The 23,878-nt window shown below is 42.4% G+C and carries 21 protein-coding genes and 1 pseudogene; 12 read left to right on the top strand and 10 right to left on the bottom strand.

Annotated elements, in window-relative coordinates:
- Window positions 1-4 precede the first annotated feature (4 nt).
- Both V7K48_RS19715 and V7K48_RS19710 read right to left on the bottom strand, forming a co-directional pair.
- Window positions 5-712 carry a diacylglycerol/polyprenol kinase family protein gene (locus V7K48_RS19715; RefSeq protein ID WP_335074898.1) on the bottom strand — a complete coding sequence of 236 codons (708 nt, stop codon included), beginning with the start codon at window positions 710-712 and terminating at the stop codon, window positions 5-7.
- Window positions 713-892: 180 nt separating this feature from the next.
- Window positions 893-2,662, bottom strand: a complete 1,770-nt coding sequence (locus V7K48_RS19710) for a DUF3685 domain-containing protein (RefSeq protein WP_335074979.1) — start codon at window positions 2,660-2,662, stop codon at window positions 893-895.
- A 143-nt stretch (window positions 2,663-2,805) separates the two neighbouring features.
- Here V7K48_RS19710 and V7K48_RS19705 point away from each other — a divergent pair, with 143 nt between their 5' ends.
- Window positions 2,806-5,841 (top strand): pentapeptide repeat-containing protein, encoded by a 3,036-nt coding sequence (locus V7K48_RS19705; RefSeq protein ID WP_335074897.1) that lies wholly within the window; start codon window positions 2,806-2,808, stop codon window positions 5,839-5,841.
- A 411-nt stretch (window positions 5,842-6,252) separates the two neighbouring features.
- Here the strand turns inward: V7K48_RS19705 and V7K48_RS19700 are convergent, their stop codons facing one another.
- Both V7K48_RS19700 and V7K48_RS19695 read right to left on the bottom strand, forming a co-directional pair.
- The gene (locus V7K48_RS19700) at window positions 6,253-6,699 is read right to left on the bottom strand and encodes a Fur family transcriptional regulator (protein ID WP_335074896.1); all 447 of its coding nucleotides are present in this window, start codon (window positions 6,697-6,699) and stop codon (window positions 6,253-6,255) included.
- A gap of 1,121 nt (window positions 6,700-7,820) precedes the next feature.
- Entirely contained in the window at window positions 7,821-9,167 is a 1,347-nt protein-coding gene (locus tag V7K48_RS19695; protein WP_335074895.1) for a glutamate-cysteine ligase family protein, read from the bottom strand.
- A 187-nt stretch (window positions 9,168-9,354) separates the two neighbouring features.
- Here V7K48_RS19695 and V7K48_RS19690 point away from each other — a divergent pair, with 187 nt between their 5' ends.
- A complete protein-coding gene (locus tag V7K48_RS19690; RefSeq protein ID WP_335074978.1) occupies window positions 9,355-9,825 on the top strand; it encodes a CRR6 family NdhI maturation factor in 471 nt (156 codons plus the stop codon).
- 115 nt (window positions 9,826-9,940) lie between these two features.
- On the opposite strand, the gene V7K48_RS19685 is transcribed toward V7K48_RS19690, so the two are convergent.
- Entirely contained in the window at window positions 9,941-10,900 is a 960-nt protein-coding gene (locus tag V7K48_RS19685; protein WP_335074894.1) for a glycosyltransferase family 9 protein, read from the bottom strand.
- A 69-nt stretch (window positions 10,901-10,969) separates the two neighbouring features.
- Here V7K48_RS19685 and ispD point away from each other — a divergent pair, with 69 nt between their 5' ends.
- The 3 genes from ispD to V7K48_RS19670 all read left to right on the top strand — a co-directional run bounded on the left by ispD (window position 10,970) and on the right by V7K48_RS19670 (window position 13,017).
- Window positions 10,970-11,653, top strand: coding sequence for a 2-C-methyl-D-erythritol 4-phosphate cytidylyltransferase (gene ispD / locus V7K48_RS19680; protein ID WP_335074893.1), 684 nt, complete (start codon window positions 10,970-10,972; stop codon window positions 11,651-11,653).
- 182 nt (window positions 11,654-11,835) lie between these two features.
- Window positions 11,836-12,366 (top strand): SMC-Scp complex subunit ScpB, encoded by a 531-nt coding sequence (gene scpB / locus V7K48_RS19675; protein ID WP_335074892.1) that lies wholly within the window; start codon window positions 11,836-11,838, stop codon window positions 12,364-12,366.
- A 303-nt stretch (window positions 12,367-12,669) separates the two neighbouring features.
- Complete coding sequence (locus V7K48_RS19670) at window positions 12,670-13,017, top strand: DUF760 domain-containing protein (protein WP_334971045.1); 348 nt, start codon at window positions 12,670-12,672, stop codon at window positions 13,015-13,017.
- Window positions 13,018-13,402: 385 nt separating this feature from the next.
- Here the strand turns inward: V7K48_RS19670 and V7K48_RS19665 are convergent, their stop codons facing one another.
- On the bottom strand, window positions 13,403-14,611 hold the full coding sequence (locus tag V7K48_RS19665) for an HhoA/HhoB/HtrA family serine endopeptidase (RefSeq protein ID WP_335074891.1): 1,209 nt from the start codon (window positions 14,609-14,611) through the stop codon (window positions 13,403-13,405).
- Between the two features lie 466 nt (window positions 14,612-15,077).
- On the opposite strand from V7K48_RS19665, the gene V7K48_RS19660 reads away from it, so the two are divergent.
- Complete coding sequence (locus V7K48_RS19660; protein ID WP_335074890.1) at window positions 15,078-15,971, top strand: M23 family metallopeptidase; 894 nt, start codon at window positions 15,078-15,080, stop codon at window positions 15,969-15,971.
- A gap of 120 nt (window positions 15,972-16,091) precedes the next feature.
- On the opposite strand, the gene V7K48_RS19655 is transcribed toward V7K48_RS19660, so the two are convergent.
- From V7K48_RS19655 to V7K48_RS19645, 3 genes are read right to left on the bottom strand one after another with little or no spacing between them, the layout of a single operon-like run.
- A complete protein-coding gene (locus V7K48_RS19655) occupies window positions 16,092-17,129 on the bottom strand; it encodes an isochorismatase (protein WP_335074889.1) in 1,038 nt (345 codons plus the stop codon).
- Window positions 17,130-17,189: 60 nt separating this feature from the next.
- The gene (locus V7K48_RS19650) at window positions 17,190-17,474 is read right to left on the bottom strand and encodes a type II toxin-antitoxin system RelE/ParE family toxin (protein WP_335074888.1); all 285 of its coding nucleotides are present in this window, start codon (window positions 17,472-17,474) and stop codon (window positions 17,190-17,192) included.
- Window positions 17,471-17,689, bottom strand: coding sequence for a hypothetical protein (locus V7K48_RS19645; RefSeq protein ID WP_118163017.1), 219 nt, complete (start codon window positions 17,687-17,689; stop codon window positions 17,471-17,473). The genes V7K48_RS19650 and V7K48_RS19645 overlap by 4 nt, the downstream gene beginning before the upstream one ends.
- 147 nt (window positions 17,690-17,836) lie before the next feature.
- On the opposite strand from V7K48_RS19645, the gene V7K48_RS19640 reads away from it, so the two are divergent.
- The 5 genes and pseudogenes from V7K48_RS19640 (at window position 17,837) to ctpC (ending at window position 22,009) form a co-directional block, all read left to right on the top strand.
- Window positions 17,837-18,115 (top strand): pentapeptide repeat-containing protein, encoded by a 279-nt coding sequence (locus V7K48_RS19640; protein ID WP_335074887.1) that lies wholly within the window; start codon window positions 17,837-17,839, stop codon window positions 18,113-18,115.
- Window positions 18,116-18,127: 12 nt separating this feature from the next.
- Window positions 18,128-18,469 (top strand): annotated as a pseudogene (locus V7K48_RS19635) (hypothetical protein); the annotation flags it as partial.
- 41 nt (window positions 18,470-18,510) lie between these two features.
- Complete coding sequence (locus V7K48_RS19630) at window positions 18,511-18,786, top strand: pentapeptide repeat-containing protein (protein ID WP_442949451.1); 276 nt, start codon at window positions 18,511-18,513, stop codon at window positions 18,784-18,786.
- A 439-nt stretch (window positions 18,787-19,225) separates the two neighbouring features.
- Window positions 19,226-20,452, top strand: a complete 1,227-nt coding sequence (gene ispG / locus V7K48_RS19625; RefSeq protein ID WP_335074886.1) for a (E)-4-hydroxy-3-methylbut-2-enyl-diphosphate synthase — start codon at window positions 19,226-19,228, stop codon at window positions 20,450-20,452.
- Between the two features lie 273 nt (window positions 20,453-20,725).
- Window positions 20,726-22,009 (top strand): carboxyl-terminal processing protease CtpC, encoded by a 1,284-nt coding sequence (gene ctpC, locus V7K48_RS19620; protein WP_335074885.1) that lies wholly within the window; start codon window positions 20,726-20,728, stop codon window positions 22,007-22,009.
- Window positions 22,010-22,113: 104 nt separating this feature from the next.
- Here ctpC and V7K48_RS19615 read toward each other — a convergent pair whose 3' ends face one another.
- On the bottom strand, window positions 22,114-22,275 hold the full coding sequence (locus V7K48_RS19615; RefSeq protein WP_335074977.1) for a DDE transposase family protein: 162 nt from the start codon (window positions 22,273-22,275) through the stop codon (window positions 22,114-22,116).
- Between the two features lie 473 nt (window positions 22,276-22,748).
- Between V7K48_RS19615 and V7K48_RS19610 the strand changes: the two genes are divergently transcribed.
- Window positions 22,749-23,261 (top strand): DUF6174 domain-containing protein, encoded by a 513-nt coding sequence (locus V7K48_RS19610; RefSeq protein ID WP_335074884.1) that lies wholly within the window; start codon window positions 22,749-22,751, stop codon window positions 23,259-23,261.
- Window positions 23,262-23,878 lie beyond the last annotated feature (617 nt).

Below are 23,878 nucleotides of genomic sequence, written 5' to 3'. Positions count from 1 at the left end.
TGGTTTAAAACCCCTGCATTACTACCCACACGACCCCAGCCGCTACTAGAGGCACGCTGAGGTTATCTGTACCGTGGGGTGAAACTGCCTCTGCTAGGGTTGCAAAAGTAGCAGTTACCACCGCCGTCAACAAGGCCCATCCTAAACTTAAAGGCGTTGCTAGGGGACTTAGCGACGAACCAGGTAGCAGCAACAGCACTAAGAAAATCACCACTATACTTGCTACAAACATTGCTGCTGAACCCTCCCAGGAACGTACAGAATTTCCCACTTGGTACTTATGCTGCCCGAAGCGTCTACCGATTAATGCTGCTAGTGCATCTCCCCAGGTCATCGCCATTATCCCAGCTACAGCGATTGGGGCGCTATCTACTGGCCCGTCTGGTCGCCACAATAGCCCGAAAAGCAGCGTCACTGAGATAGCGAAATAAACTGTACCAGGTGAGCTATCCTGGGTATCCATTGCACCGATGATTCGGTAGCGGTAAAACAGGTAGTTGAGTCCGATAAAAGTAGCAAAAGGTATAATTCCGATTTCCCAGTGGTTAAACAGCAGCAGGACGCCAAAAGCCCACATCCCTGCACCAATATGGATTACCTTGCGGGTCAAATCCGGCTTCACACCAAACAGCCTACGCAGTCCCTCGCCAATGACAAGCAGACCAGTAGCGTAAACATAAGAAATTGCTAGCCCGATAAAATCATTTGTCATTCTCCGCGTCTCCGTGTCCCCGCATCCTTTTCTTCACTCTGACAATTCAAGCCTACGAAAAACCTAACCCCCTAACCTCCCTTCCTGATGCAGCAAGGGGAAAATTTAAAATCTCTCTCTTTCTAGGAGAGAGAAATAGAAATGAGGTTTTCCAGATACCGTGAAAAGTCAGCTTCTTCTTCATTTGGGTCGATCGCTATTTCGTCTCAGGTTCTTTTCTACTAACGATACGCTGCCAATACCTTGAAGAATACCACGACCGATTAAACCTAAACCCCTGCCAACTATTTGAGTCAGGATAAAGACTATACCGCTACCTACAAAAGCTAATAATGATTTTAAACGCGGTGCGATCGCATCACTAAATTCTAGGAGCAATGTCACTACTAAAGGAATATTAGAAAGTTTGACTAACTCCTGATTTCGAGGAGCATAAACTGAAGTAGTGGCAATACCACGAGGTGCAATTACAAATAATTCGTAGCGACTTTCAAAAACTGCTTTTGGCTCATCTATATAATTTTTTAACCGATATTTCCATGACAAATCATTTCTAAACCTTTCAATTTCTCTTGTAGAAATCAATTGACGCCCATAAAAGTTTTGCTTAATTATTTCTACATCTGCTAAAGAGTTTAGTAGTGGTTGCACTACCCCATTCGCTACTTGAATCAACAAGTTCTCTACAATCATTAAGGCTTGGGACTTGGCTTCAGCACTTACTACTGGATAAGATGCATTATCAATATTCAATTCTGTTTGAAAGAGCAGATAACAATACAACTCAAAAACTAGTGGAATTTTATTGAGAATATCTCTTTGCACAACTTCAATATTTTGCAACAATAAATTAACAATTTCTATATTTTGATTTCCTAATTTTATCCGAGAAAATTTTCCAAAAAAATCTGTAGTTGCTGCTTGCCATAAATCGCGTAATAGGGAAATTTTTACTTCATATAATTGATTTATTTCAATTTTAGAAGCACGCAATTCATCCAACTGTTGAGCCAACTTTTGTAGGATAAGATAAAGTAATTCCCGTTTTTTATCTTCACGAAATATGTCAATTTCTAAAGGGACATCTGTGACATTAAGTAAAGAAAATTGAAGTTTTGTAACGCAAGATGCAAACAAGGCAGATTGTAGTGTTCCCGGACTAAGTAAAGGTGACATAGTTTGCCTTTGTTGAATGGCACCACTTAATGAAGGAGTGAGAAGTAGCTGATCAGCAACCAGGATATCCTTCTCTTGCCTTTCTTGTGGTGAAACCAACAATCGATTTAGCAACCAACGAGCTGCTAGCAGTTCTCGCCGCCGTCCAGCTAGAATTGCTTGATCTAGTACTGGTAGTCCAGGAACTTGTAATTGTGCTGTTACTGTAGCAAGGGTAGCATCAATGTGAGCAATTCCTGACAAACGTAAATTATTTCGCAGTCTAAAGAAAGGGAGAGGGGAGTGAGGAGTAGAGACACGATTAATCGCGTCTGTACAAAAGTTAGGAGTTATTATTGCTTCCGTGTCCTGGAACCAATAGGAACCACCATCCGCAACTTCTTGCATAGCGGTGACTAACTCAGGAAGTGGTGTGCCTTTGGGGCAGTAGCCATTAATACCAACAGATTTTGCAGCCAATAGCAGTCCTTGTTCTTGAACAGAACTGAGGAGCAAAATTGGCAGGTTGGGATATAAGGCTCTGAGTTGCCGACAGAATTGTAAACCTAGCTGTTGACTGGTGATGGAGCGACCATTACCGAATTCCAAAACTACCAAATTTACCTGATTAGGGTCTTTTTGGGCAATTTCTGCTAAAATTTGCAAGGCAGCGGTGTCAGTTTCTACTACTGCGATCGCTTCCAGGTTAGGAATTGCTTCCAGACCTACCCGTAATCCCAGACGAAAAATTGGGTCTTGGTCGATTAACAATAATTTTATCGGGCGATCGCTCATAGTCTGCTCAATTACACAAGCATTGTTTTTTACCAATCAGAAAACAGTTTTTATACAAAACTTTGTCTTCCCCATTGTTACCTGTTTTCGCAAACTGATAAATCGATCATAATTGCCATAGGCAGCCTTCACTGTGTAATTAAATGAACCTGAGTATTCGGCACTGGTTGGCAGAACGCTATATCGCAATCAATCAAATCAAAGGATTTTCAGCGGGACAATTAGCAGGTATTGCCTTCCGTATTGTTCAGGATATGGAAGTCAAAAGCCTAATGCCTTTTGATATCTGTACTTTGGTAGAGGTCTTAGAACTGCCCTTAGGGATTATTTGGGAAGAAATCAGGGTCATTTCCCATTTGACAGAAAACCTATTGCGTAGCCTCAGCCAAAAAAAACCATTAAAACGTAACGAAGGTACATGGCTAGCATTTCAAATTGCCTATCTCCAGGCTTTGCAAGCAATTCTAGAGCAAGAAGCAAGCCTGCAAAGACCGTGGCTAGATCGGGCAAGTATACCCATCCACCCATATATACTTAAAGAGCAAGTGGGTAAACTCACTCTCCAAGATCCGCAACTGCAAGGATTGCTGAAAACTCTCAGCCCAGGTAAATTGACTGATACTCAAGCGGAACAAGCACTGTCTTTGGTTGCAGATTCATTACTGGTGCAACAAATAAATAACGCTGCCATCGCTTGGTTTGTCGCCAATGGTGCAGAGGAACCCGAAGCTAAACTCATAACACAGCGTTTGGGCAACTCACTCCCTGGTCACTTACTGGTAGTCGTTACCGAGAATGCTGCATCTTTAGCCCAACTGCAAAAATTTTTCCGTTTGGGGATTTCATTATCTCCTGATTTGATCACCCCAGAAGTTGGTTCTAAAATCGGTGAGAAAATTGATTTGCACCGAGAACATTATCGTGCAAGTTTGATTAAAAACCTGAGTATGCCGTTGCTGATGGAATCCTTTGCCCTTAAGGATATCTATGTGCCACAACAAGGTTTACCAATAGAGGAAAGTATTTCTGAGCAGGATAAAAAAACTGTTAAACCAGTTGATTTAAAGACATGGGCACAGCAACAGCTAACTGATTTAGAAACGATCGCTGTAATTGAGTCGGAACCTGGTTATGGAAAAACTAGTTTTTGCCAACTTTGGGCAGCACAGATAGCACAAGAATTTTACCCTAGTTGGATGCCTATAGTAATTAGGTTGCGGGATGTAAAATATGGTAAAACTTTAATCGAAACCCTGAATTCTGCTTTTGGTGTTAATCTTTCAACTTGGTTAGAGCAAGAAAATCTCTCTTGTCTGTTACTGCTGGATGGTCTGGATGAACTACCCCCTTCTGCTCAGGGTATAAGGTCCCAAGCAATTTTTATTCAGCAATTACTAAACTTTCAATCTCAGCACCGACACAAAATTGTGCTGACAAGTCGGTCAACGACCTTACCGGAAATCGCCTCAGAAGTATCGCCATTATTGAGGCGAATTATAATTCAGCCGTTGGATGGAGAAGAACTCAAACAATGGTTTCAGCAGTGGGCAAAAGTGCAATCATTGCCCATCGCTCAAAATTTCTTTACATTATTAAAACAGGCAGGCTTATTTGCCAGCCAATCAAAGTTTCTAGGATTATCTCTCCTTGTCCATCAACCCCTAATGCTGCATTTGTTGGGCATTTTGCACCGCGACGGACTCCTAGATGATCAACTATTGCAGTTAGCTGCTAATACCCAAAATTCTTCTCTATTATGGGAAATTTATCATCGTTTGAGTCGAAGGTTGTTGGGCTATCCGCTAATTGGCGGCATGAAGACAATGCTACTGCGTTCAGGATCGGCTCATATCCACCGAACTCCAGAAACGATCGCTAATTTACTCGCTGGTCGTCATCCCCAAGATTTACTTGAGCAGATGCAAGCGATCGCTCTCAAAATTTTACACTCGCAACGTCATCAAATTAGTTTGGCTGAGGAATTTAATCCTCTCCCAGAGTTTTATTTTAAAATTCGGGATTTAGAAAGCTCAGGGGAAAGTAGTTTAGTTGAGTTTTCGCATCTCAAGTTAGGAGAATCTCTTTGTGCAGATGCTATTGCTGCCCAACTTAAATTTCTGACTCAGTGCCAGGATGAGGCTTATGGTACGCTCACTTTTGTGCTTGATTCTCCCAGTGGTGTAGCCCAGCATATTTATAATTTACTAGGTTACGGAATACTTAGTCAGGAAATTGAAGAACTGGCGATCGCCGGATTGCGCCGGCAGCAAAAGCACAAATTTTCCTTTGAAGTTTTGTTTCAACGTCTTTTGTCTTTCTGGCGTGCTTATTGTCAAAGCCGTTGGTTAGATGAGGGGATAGCCCACAAAGCTTTGACTCATTTTCACGCATTGCAAAACCCTGTGAATGTTGAACAGGTGAATGCTGCGGTAGGACTGAATGTGTTTTTATTGCTTTGTGCTTGCTACCGAGAAACAAAAGTTCCTTTTTGGCCTTGTGGGAATCCAGTCAATTTGGCAGAATTCAATCCAGAGGCGCTGAGTGCGCTAATTGCTAGGACAACGGTTTTGCATAAAACTGCCTTTGCAACCCGAATCAAGTCTTTGGCTGGACTCAATTTATCGGGAGCCTGTTTATTGCAAGTAATGTTAGCTGAGGTAAATCTTCAGCAGACAAACTTATCCAATGCGGAGTTAATCGGGGCGAATTTAGCTGGAGCCAATTTGCAACAGGCGAACCTCGCAGGCGCGAACTTGCAACAGGCGAACCTTGCAGGTGCAAACCTCAAACAGGCAAACCTTACAGGCGCAAACCTCCAACAGGCAAATTTGATGGCGACAAATCTTAATTCAGCAAATCTCACCAATGCCTGCTTATTTGATGCAATTCTCGCTGAGAATGATCAAAAATTGGCCGCTGATAATGGTGCTTTGTGCTCCAAAGAGTCGTTTCAAAGACTGAAACATTTGCGTAGTTTACCGCCGCAGGCATCGCAGGAGCCCTTCTTAAACACCGTAAAAATTACGGCAAACACAGATATTAATTGGAACAAGACCCCTACCAGCAGACTAATTGAAAGCTGCGAAGGCGCGATTTTACCAATAGATTTATATGATGATGATACCGATGATGAGACAGTTTTTGGCAATAATTCGATTGATGATAGTAATGATTATTAGGTTTTATTGCCTAGTAAAGCTAGAATCCAGATTTATAACTCCTGTACAGACGCGATTAATCGCGTCTCTACTCCTAACCCTCTTCTGTCACTCTCCGAAAACATTTGCCATTTTTGAATTCTAGAGCTTTTGTATAGCAAGCGATCGCGCGATTCTTTTCTAATAACAAATACAAGACCCATTTTTTTCTAATAGTATAGCTTGTATTGATTGCCTCATAAGGCTTCTAGCAATCGTCCTCCCGGAAAGTGACAGAAGAGGGCTAATATCATGTCCGCTTGATTGCTTATTAAACCCGAAGAACCCCACCCCCAACCCCTCCCCGCAGTCGGGGAGGGGAGCTAAAGCGTAGCTTTTGCGGGGTGGGGTTCTTTTATTATGGGTAATTTGGCGGACATGATATAACTCCTATCAATCTTCTTGCGGGTTGCGGTAGCCAAAAAAGTTAATACTGTACTCAGTAATCCGCACTCCTGTTTGTTCTTCTATTTTGCGGATAAAATCTTCTGGCAGCTCTACATGAATATCAAGAATTTGATTTGTATCTATACAGTTAATATGACTATGGGAGTCACTGATATTACCGTACAAACGCCCATCACAGCGTTCAATACATTCAATAATGTTTTGACTGGATAATGCTTCTAAATTTTGATAAACAGAGGTATGACCGATCTCTTTACCTAGTTGGTTCAAGCGATCGTAAATCTCTCTAGCAGAAAGATGTTCATTTGCTTGCCAAAGTAATTCCAGAATAAAGCGACGCTGACGACTGACGCGCATACCCAAGATTTGACACCGCTCAAGGGCATCTTCTAGGGAACGAATTGGTCTTGTAGAAATTGTTTGTTTTTGCATATTACAGCTTGTTAACTGTTAAGGGAATTTTCCCATTTCAATGTTTATTGGTTATTTAATATATGCAATGATATTGCACACCGCTCTTTTACCTGTACTTGTGTTTTGGCTTTTGATATTGCGGAAGTGACAGGTGGCGATAATGATTTTTTGCTTGTTGAGGGCTACTTTGTCAGACCTTAATCTAAAACAAACTCATTACAACTTTAACTTAAAATTGCTGTAAATGTCCACCTTGGCGTAGGCGTTGCCTTTTCCAACTAGGCTAATTCTAATCACATACTATGTTAATGGTGTAGCAATTTTTATTTAAATATAAGTAATTATTGTAATTATAAAAGTAATATTTAAGTGTAGCCAAATCCGGTGTACGTGAATTGCGTAGGCGTAGCCCGTCGCAGGCATCGCCAGCAGCTCATATCAAGGCTTGTAACTAGATGTATATTTGTTGTAACGAGCGAAAACTAAGCAAAAGTATCAAATAAGTTTGAGAAGATTAGACTTGTGTATAAACCTTGTATAGGTCAGCAAGAAAGTTTCATCCCAATTCGCTATAAAGATGCACTTAATATCTATTAAACGAACCGCCCTTTGGGTGAGGTAAGGGTAGCGCAGCGTAAAGCCTTCTCTTCTCCCTACAGCCCTTCTCTACGAGACGCTCCGCGAACGGGCATCCTACGGCAGGCGCTAGCCTCTCCCTTTGGGAGAAGGGGAGACGCTGTTCGCGTTTGAGAGGCTTGTCTGCGAGACGCTGCGCGAACGCCAACGGCATGGCTTCTCTACGAGACGCTACGCGTAGCTTGCTTCCCTGAAAGGGTACGCTTAGAGCGACGTAGGAGCGTCTGACTCGCTAACGCTGCGCTATGCGCTAAAGCCTCTCCCTTTAGGAGAAGACTGGCTAACGCTGCGTTAACACCAGTCGCCTATAGCGCTGGTTTACCAAGTACGCCAAGGATAAAGAGTAAGTATTAAGGGACTTCCAAAAAATAAATTACTCAATAAAAATCAAAAGCCCACATTTCAACAATAATAATCATTGTAAGGGGGTAAGAGGTAGTTGCCAACGGTAACCACCTCTTACCCCCTCAAGTCTTTATGAAAAACTTTCCACTCTGTTTCGATTAATGCTGCTGTAGTAACAATTCTTCATTAGCATCCAACGCTGTTAGGGGATTTTCTGTGTCTATCCATGAAACCTGTGCTTCTAGCTTGTCACAACATTCACGCACTAAACGTAAACCGTCATCTAATGGAAGTTGAGCAGTTGTTGGGGTAAACTCTTGCAATATCCCAGCTTCTATCGTCTGATAATGATCGAGGTGTTTGCTCAATTTCGCTAGAAAATTTGCTCCTTCGCCACCCGCAGCGCTCGCAAACTGCAAAATTGAATCGACATAAGCCTTAACTTTAGGGTTTTTAACTCCCTCTGTAGCTGAGGTATAGAGCAATTCACCTGATAGATATTCAAAATCTGGTACATATAGGCGATCGCCAACTAGTTCAAATATCTGCATTTCTTTCGCTGGTGTAACTGTTAACTTCTCACGCCTGACTCGATCAGCCGCCTTCTCAAGCAGTGTAATTACAGTTAAAGTTACTGAAGGATAATTACTATCTATACATCTAATTTCCACTGTGCCGAGATTGTTGAGTCTAACTGGATTCCAAGCTGACTTGAGTAAACTGACTCCTGCTTCTTTGAACAGGTTCGGTTCAATTCCGGCTTTTTCCATCGCTTGCAACCAAGCATAATAACGAGCAAATTGCTGTTCAACTAAATCCTCCACACTCAATGCATAAGGCATGAGTCCGCCGACTGGCTGTAAATCAGTGTAAACTCCTTCCCAGCCAAAAGTTTCACTACCTCGATAACGAGTTGTGTGCGCGGCTAGTCCGATCGCCTGTCCTTCATAAAAGGGACACGCCCGCGCCAGAGAAATGAGTGCTGAGTCGCAAGCTGTAGCTAAATTATAAATATTTAGTAGTTCTTCTCGCTCTTTTGATGTCGAGTTGTAGGATACTGCAACATCAGGGTCAATTACCCCAGGTGGGACTTCCAAATGTAGGTGTGTACCTGTACATTTGCCGGCGTGTAAAAATTTATCATAGCCGACAGTCCGCGCTTGGATATGGTAATTGGGCTGATCGCGCATAACTGGTGTAATGTGCAAAGGGTAGGTGGACAGAGGGTAAAGGCGTAAACCCATCTGTTGCGCCACAGAAAGCGCCAATTTGAGATTTTTGAGATAAACTCTTGCTAGTTCTGTACCAGTGTCCGCAGGAGGTGTGTTAATTTCTACCATGCTTTTGACGAACTCTGGCACAAAGTACTTTGGGTTTAAACCTTGTGTTTGCGCCATTAAGTGACAGCTTTCCAAAAACTCATCGGCGCGCTCGCTCAGAGAACCAGTCTCATCTACCAGAAAAAATTCTTGCTCAAGACCAATACGACGCTTTAATACATTCATCTAGACCTCCACAAGAGCATAATATTTTACCTGCTGCAAAAGCACTACAAATTTTCATTCCAAAACATCCAGTTATAAGTACCTTTGGTTTGTGCAACTAAAGGTCAATCTAGCGTCAATCCCTGAAAGCTGCTACTGTAGATTGTCGATCCTACAGTTGAGCATCAAGAAAGTGGCTGCTGAATCAATAACAATCGCGATCGCACTCAATAATGACTTCATTAACAATCTGGATCTGTCGCCTGCGTCAACGGTGATTGAACAACTGCTGCAAGATGGGGCTGCATCTCATGAACAGCAGCTACACTTTGATATCAAGTACGATCAAGAACCTGGCGATCCGCGGGAACTCTCAGAAATTCCAGAGGTGCGGCTGTGGTTTGTGCGTCTGGATGCCAAATATCCCTGGTTGCCATTTTTACTAGATTGGAAAGCTGGAGAGTTTGCTCGTTATGCCGCCATGCTTGTACCACACCAATTCAGTTCCCAAGAAGGCATTCAGTACAATCCTGAAGCTTTAGAAATATTTTTGATGCACAAAATCTTTATTTTAAGTGATTGGCTCAAACAGCAGGGCATCCCCAGCCTCTCGCGGCTGAAGTCCATGGCCCAAATGCTGGGTTATGAATTAGATGATGCTTTTTTTGAAATATTTTAAGATTGAATAACCGCAAAATCTAGCTGTCACATCCAGTTTTGCGGCCATTCAACAAACGCATAATTACATTGGATATCCAATAGACTGATTGCAGAAATTGGGACAAACTGTTGATTTAGCCACCCAAAATTCTCTCCAAAACTGCGTTTGGTGAAACATCCGCTGTTTTTCCTGTGGGGGATTCAATGGCCAGGAATTTATCGTTTCTCGGCAGCAACTTAGCTGGATCGGTGGGTCCAAATAGGGCGATGGTATAGGTTTGAACTGCAACACTCAGTTGTAGTGCCGCACTATCAGTAGACAACATCAAATTTGCTCCAGCAATTATGGCAGTTAACTTGCCAATATTATCTGGGGCAGTCACCTTGATATCTGGAGAGGAGTCCAGAAGCGATCGCACAAACTGCTCATCGTCAAGTCCCTTAATGACCACCACAGGCAAATCTGGCTGCTTGTGTTGAAAGGCTTGAATAATTTGCTGCCACTTTTCGACAGGGTAGATTTTATCCAGTTCTTTAGCTTGGGATAACTGGCCAGAACCGCCATGAATCAAGATATAGCCTGTTTCATGCACCCCTAAGCGTTTCTGTTCCTTCTGTGCCCACTCAATATCTGGTTTTTGCACATTTACTGCTAACTCTGGGACAGGGGTTTTTATGCCCAATGGTTGCAGCAAATCATGATATATTTCCGCCGCATACTGGGATGGTTTGAACGGCACAGCATGGGTAAGGAAAACCGAACCTTTGCCTTGGTAGCCAATGCGTATAGGAATTCCCGTCAACCAGAGTAAAAGACCCACCAACCAATTTTGCTTAACAGCAATGGCAACATCGTATTCGCGATCGCGAATTGTGCCCACCAAGTTCCCCCAATCTGCCAGACTGTTACGGTCTTTAAAATCAAAGTTTAGTACCTCGTGAACTGACTTGCTCACTTGGTAGGCAGCCTTTGACCGGGGTTCAACAACGACATCTATCTGAGCGTTAGGGTTATGGCGCTTCAGGTCATCTAGAGTCGGAAAGAAGAGAATTTGGTCGCCAATTCCGCCAGGTACAAGGGCTACTACTCGCATAATATTTATTGACGCTTACTCGCTCCCTATTTTAGGGGAAAATATATAGCTTAAAGATAGAGGAATTCTGTGTATTTACTAATTCCAGCTGCGGGAATCGGAAAAAGAATGGGGAGTAACCGCAATAAACTCCTACTCTTAGTGCGATCGCAACCAATTATTGCTTGGACTTTATTAGCCGCAGAAGCCGCCAGGACAATCAGTTGGATCGGGATTATTTCTCAACCTGCTGACTGGTCTGATTTCCAAGCAATTATCGCCGATCTGAAGCTGACTAAACCAGTGGAATTGATTCAAGGCGGCTTCACCCGCCAAGAATCTGTTTACAATGGCTTGCAGGCGCTACCAGTAGCCGCAGAACAAGTGTTGATTCATGATGGGGCCAGATGCCTTGTTACACCAGATTTATTTGACTCTTGTGCCCAGTCCATTCGCCATTGTCCTGGTTTAATTGCTGGTGTACCCGTCAAAGACACCATCAAAGTTGTCGATGAACAAGGCATAATTCAAAAAACACCCGACAGACGACAACTGTGGGCGGCACAAACTCCCCAAGGATTTGATGTCAAGTTGTTGAAACAGTGCCATGCTGAAGGTGTCCGTCAAGGTTGGGAAGTAACCGACGATGCCGCTTTATTTGAAAACTGCGGCCAGAAAGTGCGAATTGTCGAGGGAGAGGAGACAAATTTAAAAGTGACTACTCCACAAGATTTAGCGATCGCAGAATTTATCCTCATGAGTAGAGGCTTTTGAGGAAAATGAACAGGCAGAGGCGAAACTTTCTCTAGGTCTTTCCCCAATACCCAATTTGAGAGTGTCAAAAAACATTTTGACAATTTAGGATACAATGCCAGACACTTGTTGATTGTTAGTTGTCATCTGCGAATGACTAGTAACTAATGACTAGTAACTAATCACCAATGACTAATGACTAAATGATTACAGCCACAGCGACGAAGATAGAAGCAATTCTCTATTTGAAGGGTAAACCCTTGTCGCTCGGCGAAATCGCCGAGTATGCCGCGTGCGATCGCGCCGCTGTCAAAGAAGGCATAATTGAACTAATGGACAACTATGCCCACCGAGATAGTGCCCTAGAGGTAATAGAAACCCCAGATGGTTACAGTTTGCAACTAAGGTCTGATTTTTATGATTTGGTGCAAACCATAATACCAGTAGAGTTGGGTGTAGGTGCATTGCGGACTTTGGCCGCGATTGCTCTCAATAGTCCCATACTCCAGAGCGACTTGATTAACCTGCGAGGTTCAGGAGTATATCAGCACGTTCCAGAACTCGTCGAACTTGGTTTCATCCGGAAGCGCCGAGACAGCGATTCTCGCTCCTACTCACTCCAAGTAACGCCGAAATTTCATCAGTATTTCCAAATCGAACAACTCCCGCAAATACTTTCCACCAGCCAAAAGGAAGAACAACTAGAACTAGAACTAGAACTAGAACCGAAATAGGACTTACGCAGAAGAAATCCCCCAACCCTCTTAAAAAAGGGGCTTTTTAGATTCCCCCAATTTATCGGGGGGTTAGGGAGGAGTGCACGAAGCGCACGCTACGCGAACGAGGTTTCATGGTTTCCAGTGCCTAAGTCCTACGAAATAAAGGAACAGGGAGAGTGATGGAGTGGAAGTAATTTTGAATGAGTGAATTTTGAATTATTTGCTCTCTCCTCTTAAAGGCTTATACGCGTGATGAATGCGCTACCCTTGTACTATGGTTTAGAGTAGAGTTAGCAATTAAGCTAAATAAAACTGCCAATGGTGTTTAATCCTGACTTTTTGAATGACAACTCTGAGGAACACCCTAATCAACTTCTTTCGGACCACTCTGAGGACTACCCCAATCAGTTACTCAAATATCTACAGCATCAGTCTCCTGATGTTTTAGCGAGGATCGCTCAGTCCGCTAGCCCCGAAATTAAACAAATCATCTCGCAAAATGTCCAAGGGTTAGTGGGAATGCTACCGACAGAAAATTTCAACGTCCAAATTACAACAGATCGGGATAACTTAGCTGGGCTTCTAGCGTCGGCGATGATGACGGGGTATTTTCTGCGTCAGATGGAACAAAGAATGCAGTTAGAGCATTTGTCTAATGGTCAATAATTAATAGTCAGTAGTCAACCAGTCAACCAATTTTGGATAATGGAATTGCCGATAGCGCAGCCTCTTCTCTACGATAGGCTGTGCCAACGGCTCCGTGAGCCTCTTTTAGATTGAAAGAGACCACCCTTCTTTGCAAGACGCTACGCGTAGCTTGCTTCCACGTTCGCGGAGCGTTCCGCAGGAAAGTGGTACGACTACGCTCAGGGTACGGGGCAAGCCGAATTTTAAATTTTTGATTTTGGATTTGTTCTGCCCACGTTAGCGCAGCGGGACGTTCGCGTTAGCGTCTCCAAGAGTTGTCCAGGGCGGGGCATGAACCGAAATAATTTTTAATCTAAAATCTAAAATTTAAAATTGGCACTGTCAAACATTCTGGGACTATTGACTACTTCCTTTCAGGATAAGCTCCTGATTGTACTTTGAAGGTTTGAATTTTACCGCTGCGGTTGACTTCGATAGCTATTATGTCCCCAACATGGCTGGACTCTACCAGCTTTTGAACTTGGGCTGAAGTTTTGACTGGTTTACCGTTAACTTTTTGAATTACATCTCCAGGAAGCAGTCCTCCACGCTTGGCTGGGGAATCATCTGAAACTCCTTGAATCACAATCCCAGCTTCCTGCTGAATGTTGAGCTGATTTTCTTGATTAATCTGCTGTTTTCTGATCGGAGAAAGGTCTGCCATTTCAATACCCAAGAAGGGATGTTCCACATGCCCTTTGGTAAAAAGTTCATTGGCGACGCGGGCGGCGGTTTCAATGGGGATGGCGAAACCGAGTCCTTGAGCATCAGCGCGGATGGCAGTGTTAATCCCAATCACTTCGCCTTGAGCGTTTAACAAGGGTCCACCAGAATTACCTGGGTTAATTGCGGCATCAGTTTGGATAAAGCTGACTCGCTTATCTGGGACACCAACTTGAGTGCTGGTGCGATCTGTAGCACTGATGATACCAATAGTAACAGTATTATCTAAACCCAGAGGATTGCCAATAGCGATCGCCCATTCTCCTGGTATTAAGTTTTGCGAATTGCCAAGTTTCACAGTCGGTAAATCATTCGCTTTTATTTTCACCACTGCCACATCTGTCACAGTATCAACTCCTACCACCTTCCCCTCTAAACTCCGACCATCCTTGAGGGTGACTTGTACTGTATCTGTATCTGCTACCACATGAGCATTGGTGAGTAATTCTCCATCTTCGCTCAAAATAAATCCCGATCCTGTACCCCGCTCAATCCGTTCTTGAGGAATTGGTTGCTCATCCTCTCCAAAGAATCGCCGCAAGAGGGGATTTTTCAATGCGTCAGAGATCGGATTGGCGACTTTACGAGTGGCATTAATTCGCACCACAGCCGGGCCAACTTTTTGCACTGCCGTCGCAATAAAATTCACATTATCGCCCCCAGTAGCCCCAATCACTCCGTTAGAAGCATTTGGAACTACGGATTCTGGAGGCGAAGCCATTGTTATATTTCTTAACTGTTGGAACGAGCGATTTTGTGGCAGGAGATAGCGACTGCCAAACAAACCTGCACCACCGCCGATCATCAGTAAAAACACATAAACGCCCAGTTGCTTTAAAGATAACTTCATAATCATTCTGCTCAAGGACAGCAATGCAGTTGCTAATTTCTAAGTGTAGTCAAGCTAACGGCAAGTGGACAGATCAATTTGCGAGGAATTGGGGAATCGATTTTAAATTTTGGATTTTGGATTTTGGATTTTGGTGAAGCAGCGCGGTCTTGGGGGTTTCCCCCATGAGTGACTGCACCAAGCCGAAGGGATTGACCCCGACCACTTTTTGGCTTGGGCAAGCCGAATTTTAAATTTTAGATTTTGGATTTGTTCTGCCCACCTACTCCTACGGAGAAGCAAGCTACACGCAACAGCAGGAAGTGCGGGGTAGGGCATGAACCTAAATAATTTTTAATCTAAAATCTAAAATTGGCACGGTCAATAATCAATAGTTGTCCTTCCCCTGCTTCCCCATCTCCTCATCCTCCCACTCCTCAGTCTTCCCATCTAAAATCTAAAGTTAATGCGCTCTTGACATGTATACATGACTTTACCTTTTCGTCAACTGTTTCTCTGTAGCTTAGTTAGTGCCTTGGGCCTAGTAAGCATACTGCCAAACACCAACAGCGCCAACGCTGCTGTCAGTGGTTGCCCAACTCCAGCCTTATCTCGCTTCCGACGCCATAAAGTTGTTCGTGGCGAAACTTTGGAGAGCATAGCGCAGCACTACAATCTCATACCTACAACTATTATTGGCATGAATCCAGCTTTGCAAAACGGTGCGATCCCTGTCGTTGGTAGTGTACTTCAAATTTCTCCCTACAATGGGGTTGTAGTCGAAGTGCCTCGCGGTGAAACTTGGCGAGAAGTAGCGGCAAAATACAAAGTTCGTGCTGATAGCCTTTTTGAGGTGAATGGCTGCCAACAAGACCCCAGAATCGTGTTTGTTCCAGGGGTAAATTGGTCGCCTGATGGTGTTGTAACGAAGTCCCCTTTACCTACTGATGCGGGTAGGCAAAACCGTGCATCCCTGTCGGGATATCCCTTGGCACAAGTAGCAAGTGTAGCATTAGCTTACGGTTGGCAAATTAATCCTGCTACAGGAGAAGTTTTCTTTCATAGTGGTGTTGATTTATTAGCAGCAGTGGGTACTAATGTGCTGGCGATCGCGCCTGGAACCGTAGCCTTTGCCAATGACCAAGGTTCCTATGGCAAGTTGGTCATTATCAACCACAGTGGCGGACTCCAAAGCCGTTATGCTCAACTTGACAATATCAAAGTTACTATCGGTCAGCAAGTGAAAAAAGGAGACTTACTGGGAACGGTAGGCACTAGTGGAAAACCAAGTTCCAGTCAACCCCATCTTCATTTTGAAATGCGTTCTAGCTCATCTCTGGGTTGGGTAGCGCAAGATCCCAAGGGTTATTTGAAGAAATGAGGCTTGTTTTGAAACGTATAGGCGCTTCGCCTTCCTGTAGAGTAGGGACACAGAGGAAAGCGCAAAGGATCGCAAAGGAAATTTTTGTATTCCTCTGTAGGACTTTTGCGTTCCTTTGCGTTAAAAAAAGGATGCTATGGGTTCGCTAGATTTTATGATGTGCATTCCTGCTTCTGCAAATTTTGCAAACGCCGCATCTGCCTGTTCTGTGTAGTCCACAACACCGGGAACAACAACAGGGGAAGTGCAATCTTCTAGCAGATAAACTTTTTTAGCAAGGGCAGCATCTACCTGTTTAATTTCTGTTAATAAATCGTCGATTGTCCAGGCAACACAGTGACTTTTAGCTTGACCACCAATCATAACAGCATCAAATTCTAAAAGTTGCTTAATCAGGAGCGTGTTCTTTTGAGCAAGTGGACGTTGCTCAAAATCTTCCAACACTTCTGGACGTAAGATGGAATAGTTTTCTGTTAAGGGATTTTCACCTTTGATTTCAAATTGCGTCTGACTTTGACGAGCAATACCGTGGAAAAATATCGCTTCTTCTACCGATGGAACTAAAGCATGACCAATACCGCCCAACATAGAATGATAAGGCCAAACAGTGAGGGGATATTTCCCGTCTTGACTTAGTTGCTTAAGGTAATGGTAAGCATGTTTTTCTAATAATTCATAATCCCCATTAGTAACACTGTTAGCAACTGCTGGGTTAACTTTCCAGATACCTTGTTCAATATCTGCTGGTGTGATACTAGTCGCTGCTGGGGTGGGATGTTCTCCAGCGGCGTTTACCCAAAAGATGGGATGAAAAATTTGCGTTGCTGTGTGGGTGTCCAGGGTAGGTACAATTTTGGTAATTACTTCTAAGTTGCGATAGATAAACTCACATAACCTGACGTTATCATCTACTGCTGCATTACCGGATTTTCCACCTACAAATAATTCAAAACCAGGGATGCAGAAGGTGTTCTGGACATCAATTAATAGTAAGCAAATGCGAATTTTATCTAAAGATGCAGGTTTGATATCATGTTGTTTTGCCCAGATTTCAGCTTCAGCAGCACGTTCTTGGTAAGGTACGCGCCAGACTTCGCCCACTTCTTGAAGGTTAAAGTGTGGGGGAATTGGTAGTTGGGTTGTTGTTTGGGTGTTCATTTAAAATCTGTACTTATTTTTTAATTATTAGGCTTGCCTTAGTTAAAAATAATGGTGAATTTAGTAAACGTCATCATGAGAACCTAAAGTTAGCAACAAAATTTCTTCCTCTCGTGATTCAGGATTTGTAACAAATTTAAATAAAATTCGATTACGATAATCAATTGAGCATGAGTATCTACCTGATGAATCACATTTTAGCTTGTGACTACGTAAACTGAGTTGAAATGGGTCTTCAGCGATTTGTTGTAATATTTGCTCAATTTGAGAACGTAACTCTGGATTTTTCTTGACTAGACGCTTAAAAGCACGAACAAAAGTCGGACTCCAAACCAAATTTTTCACTCGTCTAACTCCGCCATCAAATCTGCAACTGAACCACGCCGGACATTACCTTGAGCATAATCACTCTCTGCTTGCGCGATTTCTTTTAATAAGTCATCCCGTCGCTGTTGTTTGAGGCGCTTTTGGATAATATCTACAAGAATAGCCTGAGCTTCTGGATCTAACGCTTCTACTGCTTCTATGGCTTTCTGGAATGTAGATGTTTTTTCTAGCATGGGCGTCAAAGAATTTGGTGATAAGTCTAATTTAGCTAGTAATGTATGTAATGTGTTTACTAAATAGTATATTTGTATTATGAAATAAATTTAGCGTTAGCGAAGCCTAACGTTCGCCTAGCGTCTCGCAGAGAAGTTATCGCTCTTATGAACCAAGATGAATTACTCAAACGCTATGCCGCAGGTGAGAGAGACTTTTCAGGAGTTGACCTAAGTGGTGTCAACCTAAAAGGTGTTGAGTTGTATGGTGTCAACCTCAGCAAGGCGAATCTAAGTAATGTCAAGTTAGGCTATGCTGACATCACTTGTAGCAACTTGCAAGAAGCTAACCTGAGTGGAGTAAACCTAGATCATACTCGAATTGATGAATGCAATTTAACAGGTGCTAACTTGAGAGGTATGGATGCATTTCAGTCATCTTTTTAAAATTCTAATTTAACTGGTGCTGATTTGAGTCAAGCTCTATTAACTTCAATCGGCTTGCATGGTGTAAATCTCAGTGATACTAACTGGGAAAAAGCAAATATTGATAGTTGGTTTGTAGTAAGATTTAAGCATTATTTGAAAAAAGTTTATCTTAAGCGAACTGTTTTATATGTTAATGATACCAATGAAATAAATAACTGTGGAGCAAATTTAACTGACGCTATTTACTACAATTCTGATGGTTTTAAAGACACAGCAGCAAATGATCCGCCAGGTATAATTCGCATATATCCCGGTGCTGACTTAAGTGGACTAGATTTTAGCGATTGTAATCTCAGTAATCTTGACTCTTAAGTGGACTAGATTTTAGCGATTGTAATCTCAGTAATCTTGACTTGAAAGGTGTAAATCTGAGTGGCAGTAATTTAAGAGGTGCTAACTTAATAAACACAGGCTTAAGGAATGCTAACCTCATAAATACAGACTTACGAGATACTTGTTTGAGATATAAAGACTTGCAGGGCACTATCTTCTGCAACACTATCATACCAGAAAAGAGAATTGAAGAAAATCAACAGCATGAGGTTGAAGATTATGAATTGGTTGATGAATCTATGTTAGAAATCGAGATGTTAAGTGATGACGAATTCACTGATTTTGATGATCAATAATTTATGCGTTTGACGAACGAAACCCAACATTGGATTCATGTTCATGTTGGGTTTCACTGCCCTTTAACCCAACCTACATTCATAGATTTTATTATAACTAATCACCCAAACTTGATATTACAGATATTGCAGGTTGGGTTATATAATAATTTCTAGATAGAGGTAGTATTTATAACTCAGTAAAAAAGCGATCGCTTCCTTAAGCTTTCCTGCTGAACGCTGCGCGATCGCTACTCAAACTACTCAGTTAAAAGGATTTTTAAGCAATATATCTTTACACATGAGCAAAACCTCTGAATAGCTCATTATTTATTCTGCTGCCTCATTCTCCATTTTTTTTCGACTTAATTGCCCAAAAAAGCCCTAGCTGTGGCAATCTGGGAAACAGAGATTTATCAAATCTGATATTTTAGCTACAGCAAATTTACCTGATAGGGTTATGCAAACTCTGCCGACTCTTACAACTTCTAACACCACAGTAGATCAACCCACTTTTGATACAACTATCAAGCGGCGTAAAACCCGTCCTGTAAAAGTGGGAAATGTCACCATTGGCGGCGGCTACCCTGTAGTGGTGCAGTCAATGATTAACGAAGACACTCTTGATATTGATGGTTCCGTGGCTGCTATTCGTCGTCTGCACGAAATTGGCTGCGAAATTGTCCGTGTCACAGTGCCGAGTATGGCTCATGCTAAAGCTTTAGCAGAAATTAAACAAAAATTAATTAAAACTTACCAAGACGTACCAGTTGTGGCTGATGTTCATCACAATGGGCTAAAAATCGCTCTGGAAGTCTCCAAGCATATAGAAAAAGTGCGGATTAATCCGGGCTTGTATGTCTTTGAAAAGCCAAACCTCAATCGAACTGAGTATACTAAAACCGAATTTGACGAAATTGGCGATAAAATCCGCGAAACCTTAGAACCTCTGGTAGTTTCTTTGCGAGATCAAGGAAAATCGATGCGAATTGGGGTAAATCACGGTTCCCTCGCTGAAAGGATGCTATTTACCTACGGTGACACCCCAGAGGGCATGGTGGAATCTGCCATAGAATTTATTCGCATCTGTGAATCTTTGGATTTCCACAATTTAGTTATTTCCATGAAAGCCTCACGAGTACCAGTGATGCTAGCCGCCTATCGTCTTATAGCCAAGCGCATGGATCAACTGGGTATGGATTATCCGCTACATTTAGGCGTTACAGAAGCAGGTGATGGCGAATACGGGCGAATTAAATCCACGGCTGGTATTGCTACCTTACTTGCTGATGGCATTGGCGATACAATTCGCGTGTCACTTACAGAAGCACCAGAAAAAGAAATTCCCGTCTGCTACAGCATTCTCCAAGCTTTGGGATTGCGAAAAACGATGGTGGAATACGTTGCTTGTCCTTCCTGTGGACGCACTTTGTTTAACCTAGAGGAAGTGCTGCACAAAGTTCGGGAAGCCACTAAACACTTAACTGGTCTTGATGTAGCAGTTATGGGTTGTATTGTCAATGGCCCTGGAGAAATGGCGGATGCCGACTATGGTTATGTTGGCAAAACACCTGGTTACATTTCTTTGTATCGTGGTCGAGAAGAAATTAAAAAAGTCCCAGAAGATAAAGGTGTGGAGGAATTAATTAACCTGATTAAGACAGATGGACGCTGGGTAGAACCTTAAAGGGAACAGAGGAGCAGGGCGGCAGAGGAGTAGGGGAAGCAGGGGAGATGAGGGGGACAAGGAGAATAACCAATGCCCAATTTTCAATGCCTCATACCCAATGCTCCATGCCCCATGCCCAATGCCCAAAAACTTTGTATCTTTCACCACTAAGGTTGCCGGATTGTCAAGTATTTTGTTTAAATTAGGAATACATGCTCGGTCTTTACAGTGGTAGCCTGTGTTAGATTGAGCATACTGACTATATATTTTTCCCCTGACGCAGCTGTCATTATGGTGATTACAAAAAGTAGGCTTGTTTTGGGTGCTACGGCAGTGACACTCTCCACGATCGCTGTTACTAGCCTTGGCATTCACTCGCGAGGTCAGGCTTTATTTAAAGCAAGTCCCAAAGAATTGGTAGATGAAGTTTGGCAAATTGTTCAGCGCCAATATGTAGACGGTACTTTTAATCAGGTAGATTGGCAGGCTGTTCGTAAGGAATACTTGAGCAAGTCCTACAGTAATCCGCAGGAAGCGTATAAATCCATTCGGGAAATGCTCAAAAAGCTACAAGACCCATATACCCGGTTTATGGACCCAGAGGAATTTAAGAGTATGCAAGTGGATACCTCTGGGGAACTAACAGGCATTGGGATCACGATCAGTCAGGATGAAAAAACGAAGCAACTGGTTGTAATTGCGCCAATCGAAGATACACCAGCTTTTAAAGCTGGGGTTTTAGCGAAAGATATTATCCTCAAAATCAACGGCAAAAACACCAAGGGGATGGATACCAATCAGGCAGTATCCTTGATTAGGGGTGAAGCAGGAACACAAGTCAGCCTGACTATTCAGCGCGATGCTCAGATAAAACAATTTGACATCAAACGGGCGCGGATTGAAATCCATCCAGTTAAGTTTTCCCAAAAGAAAACTCCAGCAGGTAACCTTGGCTACATTCGCTTGAACCAGTTCAGCGCTAATGCTGGTAAAGAAATGCAAACCGCCATCAAAAATTTAGAAACCAAACAGGTAGCTGGATATATTCTGGATCTGCGTGGTAATCCAGGCGGCTTACTCTTCTCAAGTGTGGATATTGCCCGGATGTGGATAGATAAAGGTAAGATTGTCTCCACCGTTGAACGCCAAGGAGAGGCAGAAAAGGAAGAGGCAAACGGACGAGCCTTGACAAATAAACCGTTGGTGGTGCTGGTAGATAAAGGTTCAGCCAGTGCAAGTGAAATCCTCTCAGGAGCTTTGCAGGATAATAAGCGTGCTACTTTGGTTGGGACTCAAACTTTTGGTAAGGGACTAGTACAATCGGTGCGTCCCTTGGAAGATGGTTCAGGATTGGCGGTAACAATTGCTCATTACTATACCCCCAACGGTACAGATATTAATCATAAAGGTATTGCTCCAGATGTGAAGGTAGATTTGACCAAAGCGCAGATGGAGGACTTGTGGCTTCATCAACGTGACAAACTCGCTACTTTAGCAGACCCCCAATTCGCGAAAGCAGTGGAAGTCATAGGTAAACAAATTGCTGCTAAGGGCACGCCTACAGCAGAAAAATGAAAAGTTAGAAGTGAATAGTGAATAGTGAGGAGTTAGAAATAAAAACGATCATTGTCAACTCATAACAGACGCGATTAATCGCGTCTCTACTCCTAACTCCTAACTTAAACTGGTTGGCACTTTCCAGCCCTAATAAGTCCGATACGCCGAGCGATCGCTTCCTCTTGCGAACTAAAAGGCCCCCACTGTTCTATAATCTTTAGATTATCGTCTCCAACTAGGTCGCTGGGAACGATTTCGCAATTTCCAATAGAATGCTTGACAATATACCAAGTTTGTGATTAATTCATAGTTGAAATAAAAACTTTGTTTTTTACATTAAGAATTTTACGGCATAGAGAAAAGATTTTCTTTTGGGTATGCAATGCCTACAGCAGGCTGCACCAAAGCGCCAAATCTGATTTAGCTATAGACTACACTCACGAACCAGTTTTGTAGAGTCATAAATCTGCTATTTGCCCTTGGCTACCCACTGATGAATTTTAATAAAAAGATAAAGTGTATTTAAACAATTAAATGAATTAATATATATAACCGACATTCCGCGCTTCAAGATGTAATACATCGATATTCAAGAATATTTCCTAATACTGCTCATTTATTAAGTATTAATATTAAGATTTATTGGTAATTTTTGATTAATATTTAACCACCATTAGCCAAATGTTGTAAACTTTCTTATATTACATAATGAAGTAAAAATGTAGGATACAATATTTTTAGTACTCAATGGATTCTTATGCGTTTACCTATTATTATCAGTGCCGGATTATTGCTATCTTTCGGTCTGAACCTACCAGTAATGTCCAAATCTCCCATAGAGATAGCACAAGCACAATCGCGAGAGAGTAATAACGGGAATTTAAGGCGATTACAAAAGCGATTAGAATTTAATCGCAGTTTCTGGAATCGGCGAAATATTTCCAACTATGAATATACATTGAGCAATAGTTGCTTTTGTATAGAGGATGCTAGAGGCCCAGTAGTCATTAAAGTACGTAATCGTCAAACAACTTCTGTCACTTCTGTAGCTACAGGTAAACCAGTTAATCCAGAATTTTTTCAAAGTTACAACACAATTCCTAAGCTGTTTGATGTGATTCAAGATGCTATCAACCGTAAAGCCTTCAGCCTGAATGTGGAGTACAGTGCTCAATTCGGCTATCCAGCCAAAATTAATATCGATTACAACAGTCAAATAGCTGATGAAGAAAAATATCTTACAATTGAGAATTTTAAGATAATTAAATAGCCACTGCTGTAACCAGAAAATTAGATATTAAGGCAATAAGTATGCTTACCTTGATCATTAGACTTCTTGCATAAATGCTTAAATTGTCATCCTGAGCGGAGCTAAACATCTGGTAAGATTCTTCTCTGCACTGCGTTCTGCTCAGAATGACATTCCTAATTTTTTGACTTTTGCAAGAGGTCTTTTCTAATCGCTGGGTATATTTGCTTTTATTTAGAAAAATTTCCAACCCGCTTACTAGCAAATAACGTATGGTGTGATGTATACATTACGTAGAATTGTGATTGTGTCAAGCGAAATTAGTAAACAAATTTATGTTTGCGATGCCTATGGTGGTTACTGAGCGGCTGGTGAACGCAATCGAACCATGTCGTAACCCTACAGGGAAGCAAGCTAGCAAGAGCGTCTCGTAGAGAAGTGCGGACTGCGCCAATGCGCCAGATTTGATTTGGCTATAGACTACACTATTGAAGCAGTTTCGCCCCTTGGAGAAGTTGATACAGCTTGGTAGCATTAACTTTATGGTGTTAAAAATTACGAATTACGGTGTCCAGTCTCTTTACTAGTTCTATCATCTCGGAATTATCATCCCCTACTTGGTTGCTGGCAATAATTTT

This window comes from Nostoc sp. (assembly GCF_036919615.1).
Classification (GTDB): Bacteria; Cyanobacteriota; Cyanobacteriia; order Cyanobacteriales; family Nostocaceae; genus Nostoc.
The sequence above is the reverse complement of the archived record's forward strand: the minus strand, read 5'-3'. Positions and strand labels throughout refer to the sequence as shown.